This window comes from uncultured Ruegeria sp. (assembly GCF_947500045.1).
Lineage (GTDB): Bacteria > Pseudomonadota > Alphaproteobacteria > Rhodobacterales > Rhodobacteraceae > Ruegeria.
The window spans coordinates 101,661-115,904 of the sequence record NZ_CANMQQ010000004.1 but is presented as its reverse complement, the minus strand read 5'-3'; the positions used below and the strand labels follow the sequence as shown (position 1 = coordinate 115,904).

Annotated in this window: 14 protein-coding genes; 7 read left to right on the top strand and 7 right to left on the bottom strand. The window is 55.8% G+C overall.

All coding sequences use genetic code 11. The features are described from left to right. Positions 1 to 7 precede the first annotated feature (7 nt). The 3 genes from deoD to Q1B46_RS08620 all read right to left on the bottom strand — a co-directional run bounded on the left by deoD (position 8) and on the right by Q1B46_RS08620 (position 3,134). On the bottom strand, positions 8 to 718 hold the full coding sequence (gene deoD / locus Q1B46_RS08630) for a purine-nucleoside phosphorylase (RefSeq protein WP_299946971.1): 711 nt from the start codon (positions 716 to 718) through the stop codon (positions 8 to 10). Positions 719 to 733: 15 nt separating this feature from the next. Further along, positions 734 to 1,051, bottom strand: a complete 318-nt coding sequence (locus Q1B46_RS08625; RefSeq protein ID WP_299946969.1) for an H-NS histone family protein — start codon at positions 1,049 to 1,051, stop codon at positions 734 to 736. A 115-nt stretch (positions 1,052 to 1,166) separates the two neighbouring features. After that, positions 1,167 to 3,134 (bottom strand): protein meaA, encoded by a 1,968-nt coding sequence (locus Q1B46_RS08620; protein ID WP_299946967.1) that lies wholly within the window; start codon positions 3,132 to 3,134, stop codon positions 1,167 to 1,169. Between the two features lie 145 nt (positions 3,135 to 3,279). Here Q1B46_RS08620 and Q1B46_RS08615 point away from each other — a divergent pair, with 145 nt between their 5' ends. From Q1B46_RS08615 to Q1B46_RS08585, 7 genes are all read left to right on the top strand, one after another. Next, positions 3,280 to 4,662: a 1-acyl-sn-glycerol-3-phosphate acyltransferase gene (locus Q1B46_RS08615; protein ID WP_299946965.1), complete on the top strand. Its 1,383-nt coding sequence runs from the start codon at positions 3,280 to 3,282 to the stop codon at positions 4,660 to 4,662. 113 nt (positions 4,663 to 4,775) lie between these two features. After that, a complete protein-coding gene (gene ccrA / locus Q1B46_RS08610; RefSeq protein WP_299946962.1) occupies positions 4,776 to 6,062 on the top strand; it encodes a crotonyl-CoA carboxylase/reductase in 1,287 nt (428 codons plus the stop codon). Positions 6,063 to 6,273: 211 nt separating this feature from the next. Continuing rightward, complete coding sequence (locus Q1B46_RS08605) at positions 6,274 to 6,492, top strand: hypothetical protein (RefSeq protein WP_299662928.1); 219 nt, start codon at positions 6,274 to 6,276, stop codon at positions 6,490 to 6,492. Next, positions 6,431 to 7,150 carry a LuxR family transcriptional regulator gene (locus tag Q1B46_RS08600; RefSeq protein ID WP_299946960.1) on the top strand — a complete coding sequence of 240 codons (720 nt, stop codon included), beginning with the start codon at positions 6,431 to 6,433 and terminating at the stop codon, positions 7,148 to 7,150. Before Q1B46_RS08605 ends, Q1B46_RS08600 begins: the two co-directional genes overlap by 62 nt. A gap of 83 nt (positions 7,151 to 7,233) precedes the next feature. Continuing rightward, positions 7,234 to 7,872 carry an acyl-homoserine-lactone synthase gene (locus Q1B46_RS08595; protein WP_299946958.1) on the top strand — a complete coding sequence of 213 codons (639 nt, stop codon included), beginning with the start codon at positions 7,234 to 7,236 and terminating at the stop codon, positions 7,870 to 7,872. Positions 7,873 to 7,932: 60 nt separating this feature from the next. Beyond that, the gene (locus Q1B46_RS08590) at positions 7,933 to 9,465 is read left to right on the top strand and encodes an AAA family ATPase (RefSeq protein WP_299946956.1); all 1,533 of its coding nucleotides are present in this window, start codon (positions 7,933 to 7,935) and stop codon (positions 9,463 to 9,465) included. Beyond that, on the top strand, positions 9,462 to 10,190 hold the full coding sequence (locus tag Q1B46_RS08585; RefSeq protein WP_299946954.1) for an SDR family oxidoreductase: 729 nt from the start codon (positions 9,462 to 9,464) through the stop codon (positions 10,188 to 10,190). Before Q1B46_RS08590 ends, Q1B46_RS08585 begins: the two co-directional genes overlap by 4 nt. Here Q1B46_RS08585 and Q1B46_RS08580 read toward each other — a convergent pair whose 3' ends face one another. The 4 genes from Q1B46_RS08580 to Q1B46_RS08565 form a co-directional block, all read right to left on the bottom strand. Continuing rightward, positions 10,191 to 10,955 carry a TIGR02186 family protein gene (locus Q1B46_RS08580; protein ID WP_299662936.1) on the bottom strand — a complete coding sequence of 255 codons (765 nt, stop codon included), beginning with the start codon at positions 10,953 to 10,955 and terminating at the stop codon, positions 10,191 to 10,193. A gap of 1 nt (position 10,956) precedes the next feature. Next, positions 10,957 to 11,877 carry a sulfite exporter TauE/SafE family protein gene (locus Q1B46_RS08575; RefSeq protein ID WP_299662937.1) on the bottom strand — a complete coding sequence of 307 codons (921 nt, stop codon included), beginning with the start codon at positions 11,875 to 11,877 and terminating at the stop codon, positions 10,957 to 10,959. 259 nt (positions 11,878 to 12,136) lie between these two features. Further along, positions 12,137 to 13,147, bottom strand: coding sequence for an ABC transporter permease (locus Q1B46_RS08570; RefSeq protein ID WP_299662938.1), 1,011 nt, complete (start codon positions 13,145 to 13,147; stop codon positions 12,137 to 12,139). Then, positions 13,147 to 14,241 carry an ABC transporter permease gene (locus Q1B46_RS08565; RefSeq protein WP_299946950.1) on the bottom strand — a complete coding sequence of 365 codons (1,095 nt, stop codon included), beginning with the start codon at positions 14,239 to 14,241 and terminating at the stop codon, positions 13,147 to 13,149. The genes Q1B46_RS08570 and Q1B46_RS08565 overlap by 1 nt, the downstream gene beginning before the upstream one ends. Positions 14,242 to 14,244: the final 3 nt, after the last annotated feature.

The window sequence follows — 14,244 nt, the reverse complement described above, 5'->3', positions numbered from 1 at the left end:
TTAAGGTTCAACTGGAGGGAAAGGCGGCCTGAAGCGCGATTTCTACCATGTCACCAAAACTGCTCTCCCGATCCGAGGAGGGCAGGGCCTCGCCGGTTAATAAATGGTCGGAAACTGTCAGCACTGCCAATGCGCGGCACTTGTGGCGTGCGGCAAGAATGTAAAGCTCGGCGGCTTCCATCTCGACTCCAAGAATTCCGTGCCGAACCATTTGTTCATTCAGGTCCGGGCGTTCGTCATAAAAAACATCGGACGAATAGATACCGCCCACATGGGTCGGTGTGCCTTTGGCTTGTGCCGCTTGCGCTGCAGCCTGCAGTAGACCCCAATCAGCACAGGGGGCAAAATTCATCTCTTTCATGATCCCGCGCGAGGGTGTGCTGAGCGTGGTCGACGTCATCGCCAGAATGACATCGCGCACATTCACGCTGTTTTGCATTCCACCGCATGAACCAATCCGGATCAGAGTCTTTGCATCGTAGTCACGGATCAATTCGTTTACGTAGATCGACAGTGACGGCATCCCCATGCCACTGCCCTGAATTGTGACGCGATTTCCGTTCCAGGTGCCGGTAAAACCCAGCATGCCACGCACGTTATTAACCAGTTTGACGTCGTCCAGAAACGTCTCGGCTGCCCATTTTGCGCGATATGGATCGCCAGGTAGCAGAACTGTCTCGGCTATCGCGCCTTTTTCAGCACCAATATGAATTGTCATTCAAAATGCCCCAGCTCAAATTTCAAGATCAGATATGTCAGTGCCGGATTTCAGCGCATCATGAATCCACTGCGGTTTACGACCCCGCCCGGTCCAGGTTTGGGACGGATCGTTTGGGTTTTGGTACTTCGGCTTTGCCTTTGCACCTTTAGATGATTTTGCGCCATCTGGGGATAATTCGGACAGTGAAAACCCGAATTCGGCCGCTGCCTTTTCGGCAGCTTTTAGTGCTTCTTTTCGTTCCCGTGTTTCAGCGCTCTTTATTGCTTTTTCGACCCGATTGCGCAATTCGAGCAATTCTTTGCGTGACATTTTTTCTAAGTCGATTGCCATATTTTGCTCCATTCCGATTATTCCCCCACAGAATGCAAAGGAAGCTCTATTTTCCCAAATATCGCTATTCCTTACATTTGGGAAATAGAATTGGAGATGTTTGCAGAATTAATTTCTACTCAGCGGCGATTTCCTTTGGGTCAATCAAAGTTACGATATCTCCCATAATTGTATTTAATTCAAAGTTTTTGGGAGTGTAGATTTTAGCCACCCCCATGGACCGCAACACTTCGGCATCTTCATCAGGGATGATCCCGCCCACAATGACGGGGATGTCGCTCAGGCCGGCCGCATTCAGTCGCGTCATGACGTCCTTGACCAGCGGCAAATGGCTTCCTGACAAGATGGACAGGCCAATGACATGGGCGTCTTCTTCCTGTGCCGCGCTTACGATTTCCTCGGGTGTCAGGCGAATACCTTCATAGCTGATATCCATACCGCAATCGCGCGCGCGGAAGGCGATCTGTTCGGCCCCATTCGAGTGCCCGTCCAAACCAGGCTTGCCGACAAGGAACTTCAGCCTACGTCCTAACCGGTCGCTGACTGCATCGACGGCGGCACGCAAATCCTCCAGTCCTTCTGTCTTGTTCGAGACGGAGCCCGAAACGCCAGTCGGACCTCGATAGGTGCCATAGGCCTTGCGCATTTCCTCAGCCCATTCTCCGGTTGTGACGCCCGCCTTGGCCGCCGCGATTGAGGGTGCCATCACATTGGCACCGGATTGGGCCGCTTCGCGCAACGTACTCAAGGCAGCTGCGACAGCAGCTTCATCCCGTGTTGCGCGCCAGTCATTCAGTCGCCCGATCTGCTCCTGCTCAACCGCAGGATCGACGACCATAATGCCACCATCTTCGGTCTGCAGGGGTGAGGTTTCGCCCTCGGTCCATTTGTTTACACCTACAACAATGGTCTCGTTACGCTCAATCCGGTTCAGGCGCTCGGCGTTGGATTCAACCAGTCTGGATTTCATGTATTCGATCGAAGCCACGGCACCGCCCATCGAATCAAGATTGGCCAATTCAGCACGCGCCCCGTCCTTAAGTTCTTCGACCTTGGCATCGACGACCGGGTTACCGTCGAACAGATCGCCATATTCCAACAGGTCGGTTTCATAGGCGAGGATTTGTTGCATCCGCATCGACCATTGCTGATCCCAAGGACGCGGTAGCCCCAGCGCTTCGTTCCACGCGGGCAATTGCACAGCCCGCGCCCGTGCGCGTTTTGATAAGGTGACCGCCAGCATTTCGATAAGGATGCGATACACGTTGTTTTCCGGCTGCTGTTCGGTCAGCCCCAGCGAATTTACTTGAACACCATAGCGGAATCGGCGGAACTTGGGGTCGGTCACGCCATAGCGCTGCTGCAGAATCTCATCCCAAAGATCGACAAATGCGCGCATTTTGCACATTTCGGTAACAAACCGGATACCGGCATTCACGAAAAACGAAATCCGACCGCAGAGCGCGGGGAAATCCTCGGCGGGAACCCGAGGGCGTAGTTCGTCCAACACCGCGATGGCCGTTGCCAGCGCGTAGGCCAGCTCTTGCTCGGGCGTCGCGCCAGCCTCCTGCAGGTGGTACGAGCACACGTTCATCGGATTCCATTTTGGCACGTTGTCATAACAATACTCGGCCACGTCTGCGATCATCTTCAGCGAAGGCTTAGGCGGGCACACATAAGTGCCGCGGCTCAGGTATTCCTTGATCAGATCGTTCTGGACGGTGCCCTGCAGTTTCGAAACATCAGCACCTTGTTCCTCGGCCACTGCAATATAAAGCGCCAGAAGCCATGGAGCAGTGGCATTGATCGTCATCGAGGTATTCATCTGCTCCAGCGGGATCTGGTCGAACAGAACTCGCATATCTCCCAGATGGCAGACTGGTACGCCGACCTTCCCAACTTCACCGCGCGCCAGGGTGTGGTCGCTGTCATATCCGGTTTGGGTCGGCAGATCGAAAGCCACGGAAAGGCCGGTCTGACCTTTGGCCAGGTTTGCACGGTAGAGTGCGTTTGATGCCTTGGCCGTTGAGTGACCTGCGTAGGTACGGATGAGCCAGGGGCGATCTTTCTGCAACTGCGTCATTGGTCGGGCCTCGCTGATCGATGGGTAACAAAATTACGTTCACTGGTGATAAATCGCAATTTTCGAGATATGTCAATTCGCTGCATTGCGGCATGTCCGGTTTCTGCAGATTGTGGGCGGTTGCGATTGATGGCACTGTGCCCGGATGATGCAGACTGTGGAAATTCCGATTTGGCTGTTTGTGCTGATCGTGCTCTTTGCTGCGGTCACCTTTGCCTCGCATTTTCTGTTCCCTTCGGTGCGTTGGTTCTTTCGCCGCCGTCTTGAACGTGCTGTTGCGCGGCTGAACAAACGCCTGCAGCGACCGATCCAGCCGTTCAAGCTGGCCGGGCGGCATGACATGATTCAGCGGCTCATCTATGACCCACAAGTCAGCAGAGCAGTACAACAGCATGCCAAGGCGGAAGGTGTTCCGGACGCCGTTGCCTCGGAGCAGGCGCGACGCTATGCGCGCGAGATTGCCCCGTCTTTTTCAACAGTTGCATATTTCAGTATAGCTATCCGCTTTGCACGAATGCTGAGCAATGCGTTCTACAAAGTTCAACTGGGATATGAGGATAAGGCCGCGTTGGACAGTATCGATCCCGACGCAACAGTCGTTTACGTCATGAATCACCGCAGCAACATGGATTACGTGTTGGTCACATACCTCGCGGCTGATCATTCAACTCTTTCTTATGCAGTAGGCGAATGGGCGCGTGTCTGGCCGCTAAGCCGGTTGATCCGCGCGATGGGGGCCTACTTTATTCGCCGCAAGTCGGGCAGCGACCTTTATCGTCAGGTCCTGGCAAGCTACGTGCGCCATGCGACCGAAGCCGGTGTGACGCAAGCGATGTTCCCCGAAGGCGGGCTAAGCCTTAACGGCAAGTTGGGGCGCCCCAAGCTAGGGTTGTTAAAGTATATCGTCGATGGGACCGAATCTCAGGGGCGGGATGTGGTGTTTGTTCCAGTGGCTCTGAACTACGACCGTGTGCTTGAAGACACCGTCCTAACAGCAGCTGCCAAGGACAGTGAGCGCCGTTTCCGGGCGCGGATTGGTGTCATAACGCGTTGGACCCTGAAACAGATTTGGCGACGGGTCGCCGGGCGCTACAAGAGATTTGGGATTGCATCGGTACGATATGCAACACCGATTTCCCTAAAGGAGTTCCGCGCCGCGCATGAACGGGATCTAACCACCGATCTTGCCCGGGAGCTAATGCGCAGGATCGGTGCTGCGATACCCTTTGTTCCAGTTCCTGCAGCGTGCCGACTGCTGCGCGATGAGGGGCAGATGTCAGAACAAGACCTAAGAACCCGATTGCTGGAAATGGGCGGTGAGGCCGTTGCCAGCGACGGTGGTGAGGCGATTGATGATGCACTCAATCAGCTGGTCGAACGCCGGATTCTGCTACGTGAGAATGGGATTCTGCGCCCGTCAGGCGAGCGCCCCGAGCTGCTTGCCTATTATGCAGCTGCTTCTGAAGCAGTGGTGCGTACCGAAAACGATGCAGACGCAGAAAGTATTTCTGCATCTGCTGGGTCATAAAATTACAAAAATAGCACCGAATACGGTTGCAATATTACTCACGGGTCAATATTCCATCTGTGGAAAGCCGCGATTCTGCGGCGCGGCAATGGTTTTGGATGAAGGAGGCCAACATGGCTTTGGATGTCGATAGCGGTATCGCGTCGTATGAGGCACCGGAAAAGGACCTCTACGAAATGGGTGAAATACCTCCGATGGGGTATGTTCCCAAGCAAATGTACGCTTGGGCAATCCGAAAAGAACGCCATGGTGAACCGGATACGGCAATGCAGCTGGAAGTGGTTGATGTTCCCAAGTTGGACAGCCACGAAGTTCTGGTCCTCGTGATGGCGGCAGGCGTGAATTATAACGGCGTCTGGGCTTCATTGGGCAAGCCGATCAGCCCGTTTGACGGCCATGGCCAGCCGTTCCACATCGCGGGCTCGGATGCGTCGGGCATCGTCTGGGCTGTGGGTGAGAAAGTAACGCGCTGGAAGGTCGGCGACGAAGTTGTCATCCATTGTAATCAAGATGATGGGGATGACGAGCATTGTAACGGTGGCGATCCGATGTATTCGGACAGCCAGCGCATCTGGGGGTATGAAACCCCGGATGGATCTTTCGCGCAATTCACCAACGTGCAATCACAGCAGTTGATGCCGCGCCCCAAGCACCTGACTTGGGAAGAAAGCGCCTGCTACACGCTGACTTTGGCGACCGCCTACCGAATGCTGTTCGGTCACGAGCCGCATGATCTGAAACCCGGTCAGAATGTTTTGGTTTGGGGCGCGTCGGGTGGTCTGGGCTCTTATGCGATCCAGCTGATCAATACGGCGGGTGCCAACGCGATCGGTGTGATCTCGGACGAAAGCAAGCGTGATTTTGTCATGGGTCTGGGGGCCAAGGGTGTTCTGAACCGTAAGGATTTCAATTGTTGGGGCCAGCTACCCACCGTGAACACGCCGGAATATGCGGATTGGTTCAAAGAGGCCCGCAAGTTCGGCAAGGCGATCTGGGACATCACCGGCAAAGGCGTGAACGTCGACATGGTGTTCGAGCACCCGGGGGAAAGCACGTTCCCGGTTTCGACTTTTGTGGTGAAAAAGGGCGGCATGGTCGTGATCTGTGCCGGAACCACCGGTTACAATCTGACCTTTGACGTGCGCTATATGTGGATGCACCAAAAACGTCTGCAGGGTTCGCACTTCGCCCATCTCAAACAGGCCGCTGCAGCGAACAAGCTGATGGTCGAGCGCCGACTGGATCCCTGCATGTCCGAGGTGTTCACCTGGAAGGAGTTGCCTGAAGCGCATATGAAGATGATGCGAAACCAGCACAAACCGGGCAACATGTCCGTGTTGGTTCAAGCACCGCACACGGGCATGCGTACCTTAGACGAGGTATTGGCTGCCCGCGACTAACGGTCTCAGCCCGTAGATATTTACAACACCCGCGAGGCGCGCCGCTGCCCTTGCGGGTGTTCTTCGTTTCGGCGGTTGTTACTTCTTTTTCAGCGCTTTAGAAATTCGACTCCCGCTATTTCTGGGGAGTAGAAAGCAGTGAATAGGCCGAATTAGTCTGTACATGTTATGGTTGTGTTAACCCTTCGTTAACTATTTCGGGGACACCCTGATGGCGCAAAATGAGTGGATATTGGACGTTCTGTCGGACCTCAACGCCTTTGCGGTGGCAAATGGGTTGAGCGCACTTGCCGAGCAGCTTGATGATACAAGGCTGATCGCGGCGGCCGAGATTGCGTCCTCGAAGGATGAGGCCTGCGCGCCCGCGAATGGGAACAAAGTTCGATTTGAGCCAGATCCTCGAGGATTTGGAAAACACCAGCACGCTTGAAGAGCTGGCCATTGTACTCGTCCAGCTGCGGGACGCGCTACACGTTGATCACATTACCTATCATTGGGTTGATGGCGCAGGGGATCAGTACGGGTTCACTACATATTCGGATGCCTGGGACAAACAGTATCGGGATAAAAACTACCATCGGATTGATCCGGTCATTCTGGGTTGCTTTCAACGATTTCACGCCGTGGATTGGAAACAACTGAACTGGTCGGGAAAAGCTGTCAGGGCGTTTTTGCAAGACGCACAACAACATGGCGTCGGCAATCAGGGGTACTCGATCCCGTTGCGGGGGCCGAGTGGACAATTTGCGTTGTTCACCGCGAACAACACCTGCGATGATACAGTCTGGCGGGCGTTCATAGATACGCACGGACGTGACCTGATCCTCGTGGCGCATTTCCTTAATCGCAAAGCGCTGGAATTTGCCAAAGAACGGCAACCGGAAACGACGCGCGGGCTTTCCCCTCGTGAGATAGATGCCATGACGCTGCTGGCGTTGGGCTACAGCCGGGCGCAAGTGGCGCATTCGCTGTCAATCTCCGAACACACGCTGAGGGCCTATATCGAAAGCGCGCGTTCGAAACTGGGAGCACAGAACACGACTCATGCAATCGCGACCGCACTCAGCAGAGGATTAATAGTCGTTTAACCACCGTACGGTGGCCTCATCATAAATTAACCACGTGTTTGTACCCCCTTTGTTCCAACTATGGACGACAAGGGGAATACGTCATGTTGCGTTATCTGTATGCTGATGAGTTGCATAAATTTCCGGAATTGGCCGAAGGAATGTTCAGGGATCGTGCCGACCAGTTCAAAACCCGCCTTGGCTGGGATGTTAAGGTTAACAAGAAGGGGGAAGAGCGGGACCAGTACGATGATCTCAATCCGCTATATGTGATCTGGGAAGAGTCGGATGGCAGCCACGGCGGTTCGATGCGAATATTGCCAACGACCGGCCCGGTCATGGTTAACGACATATTTGGGCATCTCACGGGTGGCAGCCCTATCCGCAGCCCTCTCATTTGGGAAGTCACACGGTTTTGCCTGTCTCGCAGCGCCAGCGCCCATACAGCCGGGGCCATCATGCTAAGCGGCGGTGAGGTCATGGAAGGCTTTGGCCTCACTCATATCGCAGGTGTGTTTGATGCGCGTATGATCCGCATATACCGGATGATCGGTTCATCGCCTGTGGTTCTGGGGTCTCAAGGAAGGGGACGGGATCAGATTTCTGTTGGCTTGTGGCCCTATTCGGCTGACGATTGTAACAAGGTGGCCGCCCGGGCCGGCATCCCACGCCAGTTGTCGCGGCTGTGGTTCAACACGGCCTTCGGCAGCTCGGCGCAGCATAGGTTTGCCCTATCTGCCTGATTGCGCGGAAATCAAAATCCGCATCTGGTGACCTGCGACGCGTCCCTGTAGGGTCGCGCCATGTCCTTGCCCCAAGTCACCTTTTCCGAAGATCAAGCCGCTGCTTTCGACAACATCGCCCAGATGTTGCGCTCGGCCGGAGTAGACCTTGAAGATGACGCTCTGCTGAAACCGCCCGGCAATGGGAAATCAGGGGTCATGGCCGTCGTTGGTAAAGCCGGATCTGGTAAAACCTTGTTGCTGGCTGAGTTGTACAAAGCCATGGCCGAGACGGGGGTCAATCTGATCTCGGGTGACTTTGAAAGCCGAAAATCCCGCGACAAGCGCAGCCTCGCGATCCTGGCCCCGACGAACAAGGCCGCCAGTGTGCTTCGATTGCGCGGTGTGCCTGCAACGACGATTCATCGTATCCTTTATACACCTGTCTATGACCCGGAATACGAACGTATTGCCGAATGGCTGGCAGGCAACGACGAACGGCCCCAGATCGAGGATCTGACCGACGAGGCGTTGGATCGCGCCGCTGCGTTTTATGCCAACAACAAATCGATTCCTGGTGCACTTGCCGCTGCCGGGCTACGAGGGTCCGACTTTATCACCGGTTGGAAGCGCCGGGATGAGCCGCTGGATATCGGATTCGTCGACGAAGCCTCGATGCTGGACGACCGGCAGTTTGAGGACCTGCAGGAAATATTTCCGACACTGTTGTTGTTTGGTGACCCGGCGCAGCTGGCACCGGTAAATCAATCCGGCTCGATGGTGTTCGACGGGCTACCAGAGCCGCGCAAGCAAATCCTGCACCGCGTGCACAGACAGACAGCCGACAACCCGATCTTGGATATCGCCCACTCTCTGTCCGATCCCGCCATGGGATTCGAAGATTTCGAACGTCTGATTGAAGAGACCGCGCGCAAAGATGATCGCGTCGTTTGGGGGCAACGGGTTGAGGTTGATTTGATGGCGCGCAGCCCGGTTCTGGTTTGGCGCAATGCAACCCGTATCCGTCTGATCCAGGCGTTCCGAAATGTCCACGGCGCGCCCGAAACCGAATTGCTGGAAGGAGAGCCGCTGATTTGTGATGGCATCGAGTTGCCTCTGAAACACCGCAAAAAGCGGCTGGACCTTGAGGCACGCGGGCTGATCAAAGGGGCGCAGGTCATCTATCTTGGCCCGGGTCGTAAATCTGGATTTTCGCGCCTACATGTGATGGGCGCCGAAGACCCGCAGGTTTCTGCTGCGTCAATCGTGCAGATTGAAAAGCCAGACGAGGAAGAGCCGTTCATCCCATATGCAGCACGTATGGGGGCCACGTTTCTGCATGGCGCTGCGGTGACAATCCACAAGGCGCAAGGGTCCCAATGGGACACGGTGCAAGTCTTTGCGCCGGACATATATGCCGCTGCCCGTATGGGTAGAACCGAAGCTGGGCAACCCTTGTGGAAACGTCTTGCCTATGTGGCCATCACCCGTGCGCAGGAACGGCTGATCTGGGTGGTGCGAAACAGGTTGTCAAAACCAACTTACCCGTTGCGCGTGGATGATCTGCGAACGAATGCGGCACCGTCGCTGACGTTGGAGGCCGAAGAGATATGAAGACAATCATCGTTACCGGCGCAAGCTCGGGCATTGGCCGTGCCACCGCCGAGCTTTTCGTGTCGGAAGGCTGGACCGTTGGACTTTTGGCTCGCAGTGCCGACACTCTTAAGGAAATGGCAAAAGAGAGGGCGTCGGCAATCCCACTGGTTGCTGATGTGACCGACCCCAGCGCGGTTTCGCAAGCTTTCACTGAATTCACCAAACAAACCGGACGGCTGGACGTGTTGTTCAACAATGCAGGTATCTTTGCTCCGGGTGGCACAATTGACGAGATCGCGCTTGAGGATTGGTACAACTCGGTCAATGTAAACCTGAACGGAATGTTCCTATGCGCGCGCGCTGCGTTTGCGGCGATGCGATCTCAGGTGCCTCAGGGGGGGCGGATCATCAACAACGGTTCGATTGCCGCCCATGTGCCACGCCCAAACTCGGTCCACTATTCGGCAACGAAACACGCAATCACGGGCTTGACGCGCAGCTTATCGCTGGACGGGCGGTGTTTTAGTATTGCCTGCGGTCAGATCGATATTGGAAATGCGCGTACCCCGATGGTGCAGGCGTTGGTTGACGATGCAATTTCCGATGGTCGCGAACCAGACCCGACCATGGATGTCGAGGATGCAGCACGTTCGGTGCTGCATATGGCCGGACTGCCGCTTGAGGCGAATGTACAGTTCATGACTGTGATGGCCACGACCATGCCTTATATCGGCCGTGGGTGATCAGCTTTCGCGCAACAGGCGGAAGGCTGTCGAAGCGCCCCAACCAGCGGCAATCGCGATGGCCAGCGACATAAGACCGTACCAGATGGGCTGTTCACGGGACATAGTGTAGAGAATTCTCTCAAGCCCAACTTTGCGTACACCAATAGCTGTCTCAAAAGTCGAGACGACCGCGCCACCGCGGGTTAGAAATATTCGGGCAGAATAGTCCCCTTCGGTCAGGTCCGATGGCATGTCGATCGATGTGCGAAACAGCGTCTGTTCGTCAACGGCCACCGTGTTCTCTCGAATCGAATACAACCCCTCGTCTTCACGGATGCGAATGACCGCTTCGGAAAAATCCTGCGCACCGCGAATATTCATCTCGGCGCCAACTGACCGGATGGCACGTTCAATGGAGACTTTATAACGCAGATCTTCGGTATGCGTCAGCACATCGTCAAACGGTGCGCTGGTGGCGACGGCGTAGAAGCTGGGGGCCAGATCAACGACAAGGCTATCGGTGTTGACCCAGATGCCAAATCGTTTTTCCTTGCGCCGTACCGTGACGGGCTCGGATGGGCCAACGACAGATACAATAACCTCAAGCGGGGGACCTTCCGGAATCGGGGCCTCGCGCTTTACCGCTCCGAATATCAGAATCTCGGATCCGTCGAAATTCGCGGTGATCGAGACGCGATCCTGGCTAAGCCCCAACACAACCTGTTCTTCGGTCGCATATGCAGGCATGCAGATCAGGCAGAGAAGGGTGATCAGGCGCAACATCTCAGTGCCCCCCCGCATCGCCGATCGAGTACAGCTCGGAGGGTTGCAGTAGCAAATCGAGCGCAAGCTTGCCGCAGACGACAAGCACCAAAGCGGCCAGCAGAACGCGTAACTGCTCAGCTGGCATTCGGGCACCGATAACGGTTCCGAACTGTGCGCCGACAACACCGCCAACCAACAGCAAAACCGCCAGCACAACATCAACGGTATAGTTGGTTGTGGCGTGCAGCATGGTAGTAAAGGCGGTTACGAAGATGATCTGAAACAGTGAGGTCCCGACAACAACCTTGGTTGGCATGCCCAGCAGATAGATCATCGCAGGCACCATGATAAAGCCACCACCGACACCCATGATGGCCGACAACACGCCCACAAACAGCCCCACGATCACTGGCGGGATCACCGAGATATAAAGACCCGAAGTCCGAAACCGCATCTTGAACGGCATGGCATGAATCCATCCTCGCTGACGTCGCTTCGGTGGTGTAGTGCCAGCTTTACGTGATTTGCGTATCGCATTCAGGCTTTCGATGAACATCAGGCTGCCGATGATGCCCAGAAAAACCACATAACAAAGCTTGACCAACAGATCGACTTGTCCAAGGCTTTTCAGATAGTTGAACACCACCACTCCAAGGGCGGCACCTGCCAGACCTCCGATCAGCAGAACCGTTCCCATTCTCAGATCAACCGTTCGGCGCCTGAAATGTGCCAAAACGCCTGAAAATGACGAAGCGACGATCTGGTTGGCCTCGGTCGCTACAGCAACGGCAGGAGGGATGCCGATAAAGAATAAGAGCGGCGTCATCAGAAACCCGCCGCCGACGCCGAACATGCCCGAGAGTATTCCCACCATCCCGCCAAGGCCGAACAACAGAAATGCGTTTACTGAAACTTCGGCAATCGGGAGGTAAATCTGCATGGCTTCTTCTAGGCGAAACGGGTGTCTCCGCGCATTGCGGGGCACCCTTTGACAACATTGAACTCAGTAGACAACGCACGCACGACAGACAGTACCATTTAGTTTTCCCGTTCCTCTATCAGAGAAAGGCGGACACAATGGCTGCGGAACCGAGGCGGAGCTTGTCCATACCTCCTTAGAACGGTTGCGGCACACAAAATCAACTCTGTATGCCGCTTTGCAGCAAACAGGACTGAGGGGCAGTCCTGAACTGGCTATATCAGCGTTCCTTGACGTAGGGCTCGCCACCGGCGCGCGGTGGAATGGCCTTGCCGACGAACCCGGCAAGAATCACCACAGTCAGGATATAGGGTAGGGCGTCCATCACTTGCACCGGGATCACGACCCCACCCAGATCGATGTTCTGGAATCGCAGGGCGACTGCTTGCAACAGCCCGAACAACAGACAGGCCCCCATTGCATGCCAGGGCCGCCATTTCGCGAAGATCAGCGCCGCAAGGGCGATGAACCCTCGGCCGGCCGTCATTTCCTTCACGAAACCGGCCTGCAGGGCTGTTGCCAGATAGGCACCCGCAATGCCGCAGAGGATACCGCAGATCGCCACAGCTGCGTAACGCAGACCGACAACCGACACACCAGCGGTATCCACCGCCGCCGGATTTTCCCCGACAGCGCGGAGGCGCAATCCGAACCGGGTGCGGAACAATATCCACCAGGTCAGCGGCACCATCAGGAATGCCACATAAACCAGAATCGAGTGACCGGACAGAAGTTCGGAATAGACCAAATGTGGGACGTTGGCTTCGGACATGAGCTCGGAAACCGGGCGTCCGGTCAGTTCGGCGTCTTCCGGGCCTATCGCATAGGGAAATTCGGCGGACTCGAACCGACCTTGGCCAAACAAGGATGGCGTGCGACCGCCCTGTTTGAACCAGCTTTGGGCGATCAGAACGGTCATACCCGAGGCAAGAAAGTTAATCGCAACGCCCGAGATCAACTGATTGCCGCGGAAGGTGATCGACGCGAAGCCGTGCAGTGCAGACAGGACCAGAGACGCCGCAATACCGGCCAGAAGCCCCAGCCAGACCGAGCCTGTAACCGCTGCAACCGCGGCTGAGAAAAAGGCCGCCATCAACATCTTGCCTTCAAGGCCGATGTCGAAGATGCCCGCGCGTTCAGAATATAGCCCAGCCAGGCAGGCCAGCAGCAGCGGAGTCGCCAAGCGGATAGTCGAATCCAGGACCTGGATGAGTGTCAGGAAGATATCCATCAGGCTGACCCCTTCCGCAATGCAAGGAACAGCTTTTCAAGCGGCATCCGAACCATGTTGTCCAGCGCGCCTGTAAACAGGATCACCAGCGCTTGAATGACGACGATCAACTCGCGCGGGATTGATGTCCAAAGCGCCAGTTCTGCGCCCCCTTGATAGAGGAAACCGAACAGGATCGCTGCAAGGAAGACACCGAACGGATGAGACCGACCCATCAGGGCCACGGCGATCCCGATGAACCCAGCACCTTCGGTCGAGTTCAAGACCAATCGCTCCGCCTCGCCCATCACGTTGTTGATCGCCATCAAGCCCGCCAACGCGCCCGAGATCAGCATCGCAACGATTGTGATGCGCACAGGAGAAATACCGGCATAAACGGCACCCGTTTCCGAATGGCCGTAAGCGCGGATCTCATACCCCAACCGGGTCCGCCAGATCAGGGCCCACACCGCAACGCAAGCCAGTAACGCGACAAAAAACGAGATGTTTGCCGGAGCACCCCGGAATACAATGTTTTCAGCGCTCGAGAACATGGACTGGAAGGTCGGCAGGTGAACGGCCTCGGGGAACCGAGCCGTCGCTGGGTCTTGTGAGCCTTGCGGTCGCATTACATTGACCAGCATGTAGTTGAGGAAGGCCGCTGCGATAAAGTTGAACATGATCGTCGTGATTACGATATGGCTGCCACGTTTTGCCTGTAAGTAAGCCGGGATCGCGGCCCAAGCCGCACCGAACAGAGCTGCGCCCAGTGCTGCGGCAATCAAGGCAATGCTCCAATGCGGCCAATCGACATAAAGGCACACCATTGCAACACCCAGTCCGCCCAACATGGCCTGACCTTCGCCGCCGATGTTGAACAGGCGAGCGTGAAACGCGACTGCTACCGCAAGTCCGGTGAAGATGAAGTTTGTCGCGTAGTAGAGCGTATACCCCCAGCCATAGGTCGAGCCCAAGGCCCCAGTGACCATCAGGTTGACCGCCTCAATAGGGTCTTCCCCGATCGCGAGGATTACGATTGCCGAAAGGATTGTGGCCAAGAGCAGGCTGATCACCGGGATCAGCACGACATCGGCCCATTTGGGCATTTTTTCCATGGT

What these genes read in the sequence shown, in the direction of transcription:
- Q1B46_RS08615 (WP_299946965.1), top strand. Translation starts at nt 3,280, where the DNA reads ATGATGCAGACTGTGGAAATTCCGATTTGGCTGTTTGTGCTGATCGTG.
- Q1B46_RS08585 (WP_299946954.1), top strand. Translation starts at nt 9,462, where the DNA reads ATGAAGACAATCATCGTTACCGGCGCAAGCTCGGGCATTGGCCGTGCC.
- Q1B46_RS08580 (WP_299662936.1), bottom strand. Translation starts at nt 10,955, where the DNA reads ATGTTGCGCCTGATCACCCTTCTCTGCCTGATCTGCATGCCTGCATAT.
- Q1B46_RS08625 (WP_299946969.1), bottom strand. Translation starts at nt 1,051, where the DNA reads ATGGCAATCGACTTAGAAAAAATGTCACGCAAAGAATTGCTCGAATTG.
- Q1B46_RS08590 (WP_299946956.1), top strand. Translation starts at nt 7,933, where the DNA reads ATGTCCTTGCCCCAAGTCACCTTTTCCGAAGATCAAGCCGCTGCTTTC.
- Q1B46_RS08565 (WP_299946950.1), bottom strand. Translation starts at nt 14,241, where the DNA reads ATGGAAAAAATGCCCAAATGGGCCGATGTCGTGCTGATCCCGGTGATC.
- Q1B46_RS08620 (WP_299946967.1), bottom strand. Translation starts at nt 3,134, where the DNA reads ATGACGCAGTTGCAGAAAGATCGCCCCTGGCTCATCCGTACCTACGCA.
- Q1B46_RS08605 (WP_299662928.1), top strand. Translation starts at nt 6,274, where the DNA reads ATGGCGCAAAATGAGTGGATATTGGACGTTCTGTCGGACCTCAACGCC.
- deoD (WP_299946971.1), bottom strand. Translation starts at nt 718, where the DNA reads ATGACAATTCATATTGGTGCTGAAAAAGGCGCGATAGCCGAGACAGTT.
- Q1B46_RS08570 (WP_299662938.1), bottom strand. Translation starts at nt 13,147, where the DNA reads ATGGATATCTTCCTGACACTCATCCAGGTCCTGGATTCGACTATCCGC.
- ccrA (WP_299946962.1), top strand. Translation starts at nt 4,776, where the DNA reads ATGGCTTTGGATGTCGATAGCGGTATCGCGTCGTATGAGGCACCGGAA.
- Q1B46_RS08600 (WP_299946960.1), top strand. Translation starts at nt 6,431, where the DNA reads ATGGGAACAAAGTTCGATTTGAGCCAGATCCTCGAGGATTTGGAAAAC.
- Q1B46_RS08575 (WP_299662937.1), bottom strand. Translation starts at nt 11,877, where the DNA reads ATGCAGATTTACCTCCCGATTGCCGAAGTTTCAGTAAACGCATTTCTG.
- Q1B46_RS08595 (WP_299946958.1), top strand. Translation starts at nt 7,234, where the DNA reads ATGTTGCGTTATCTGTATGCTGATGAGTTGCATAAATTTCCGGAATTG.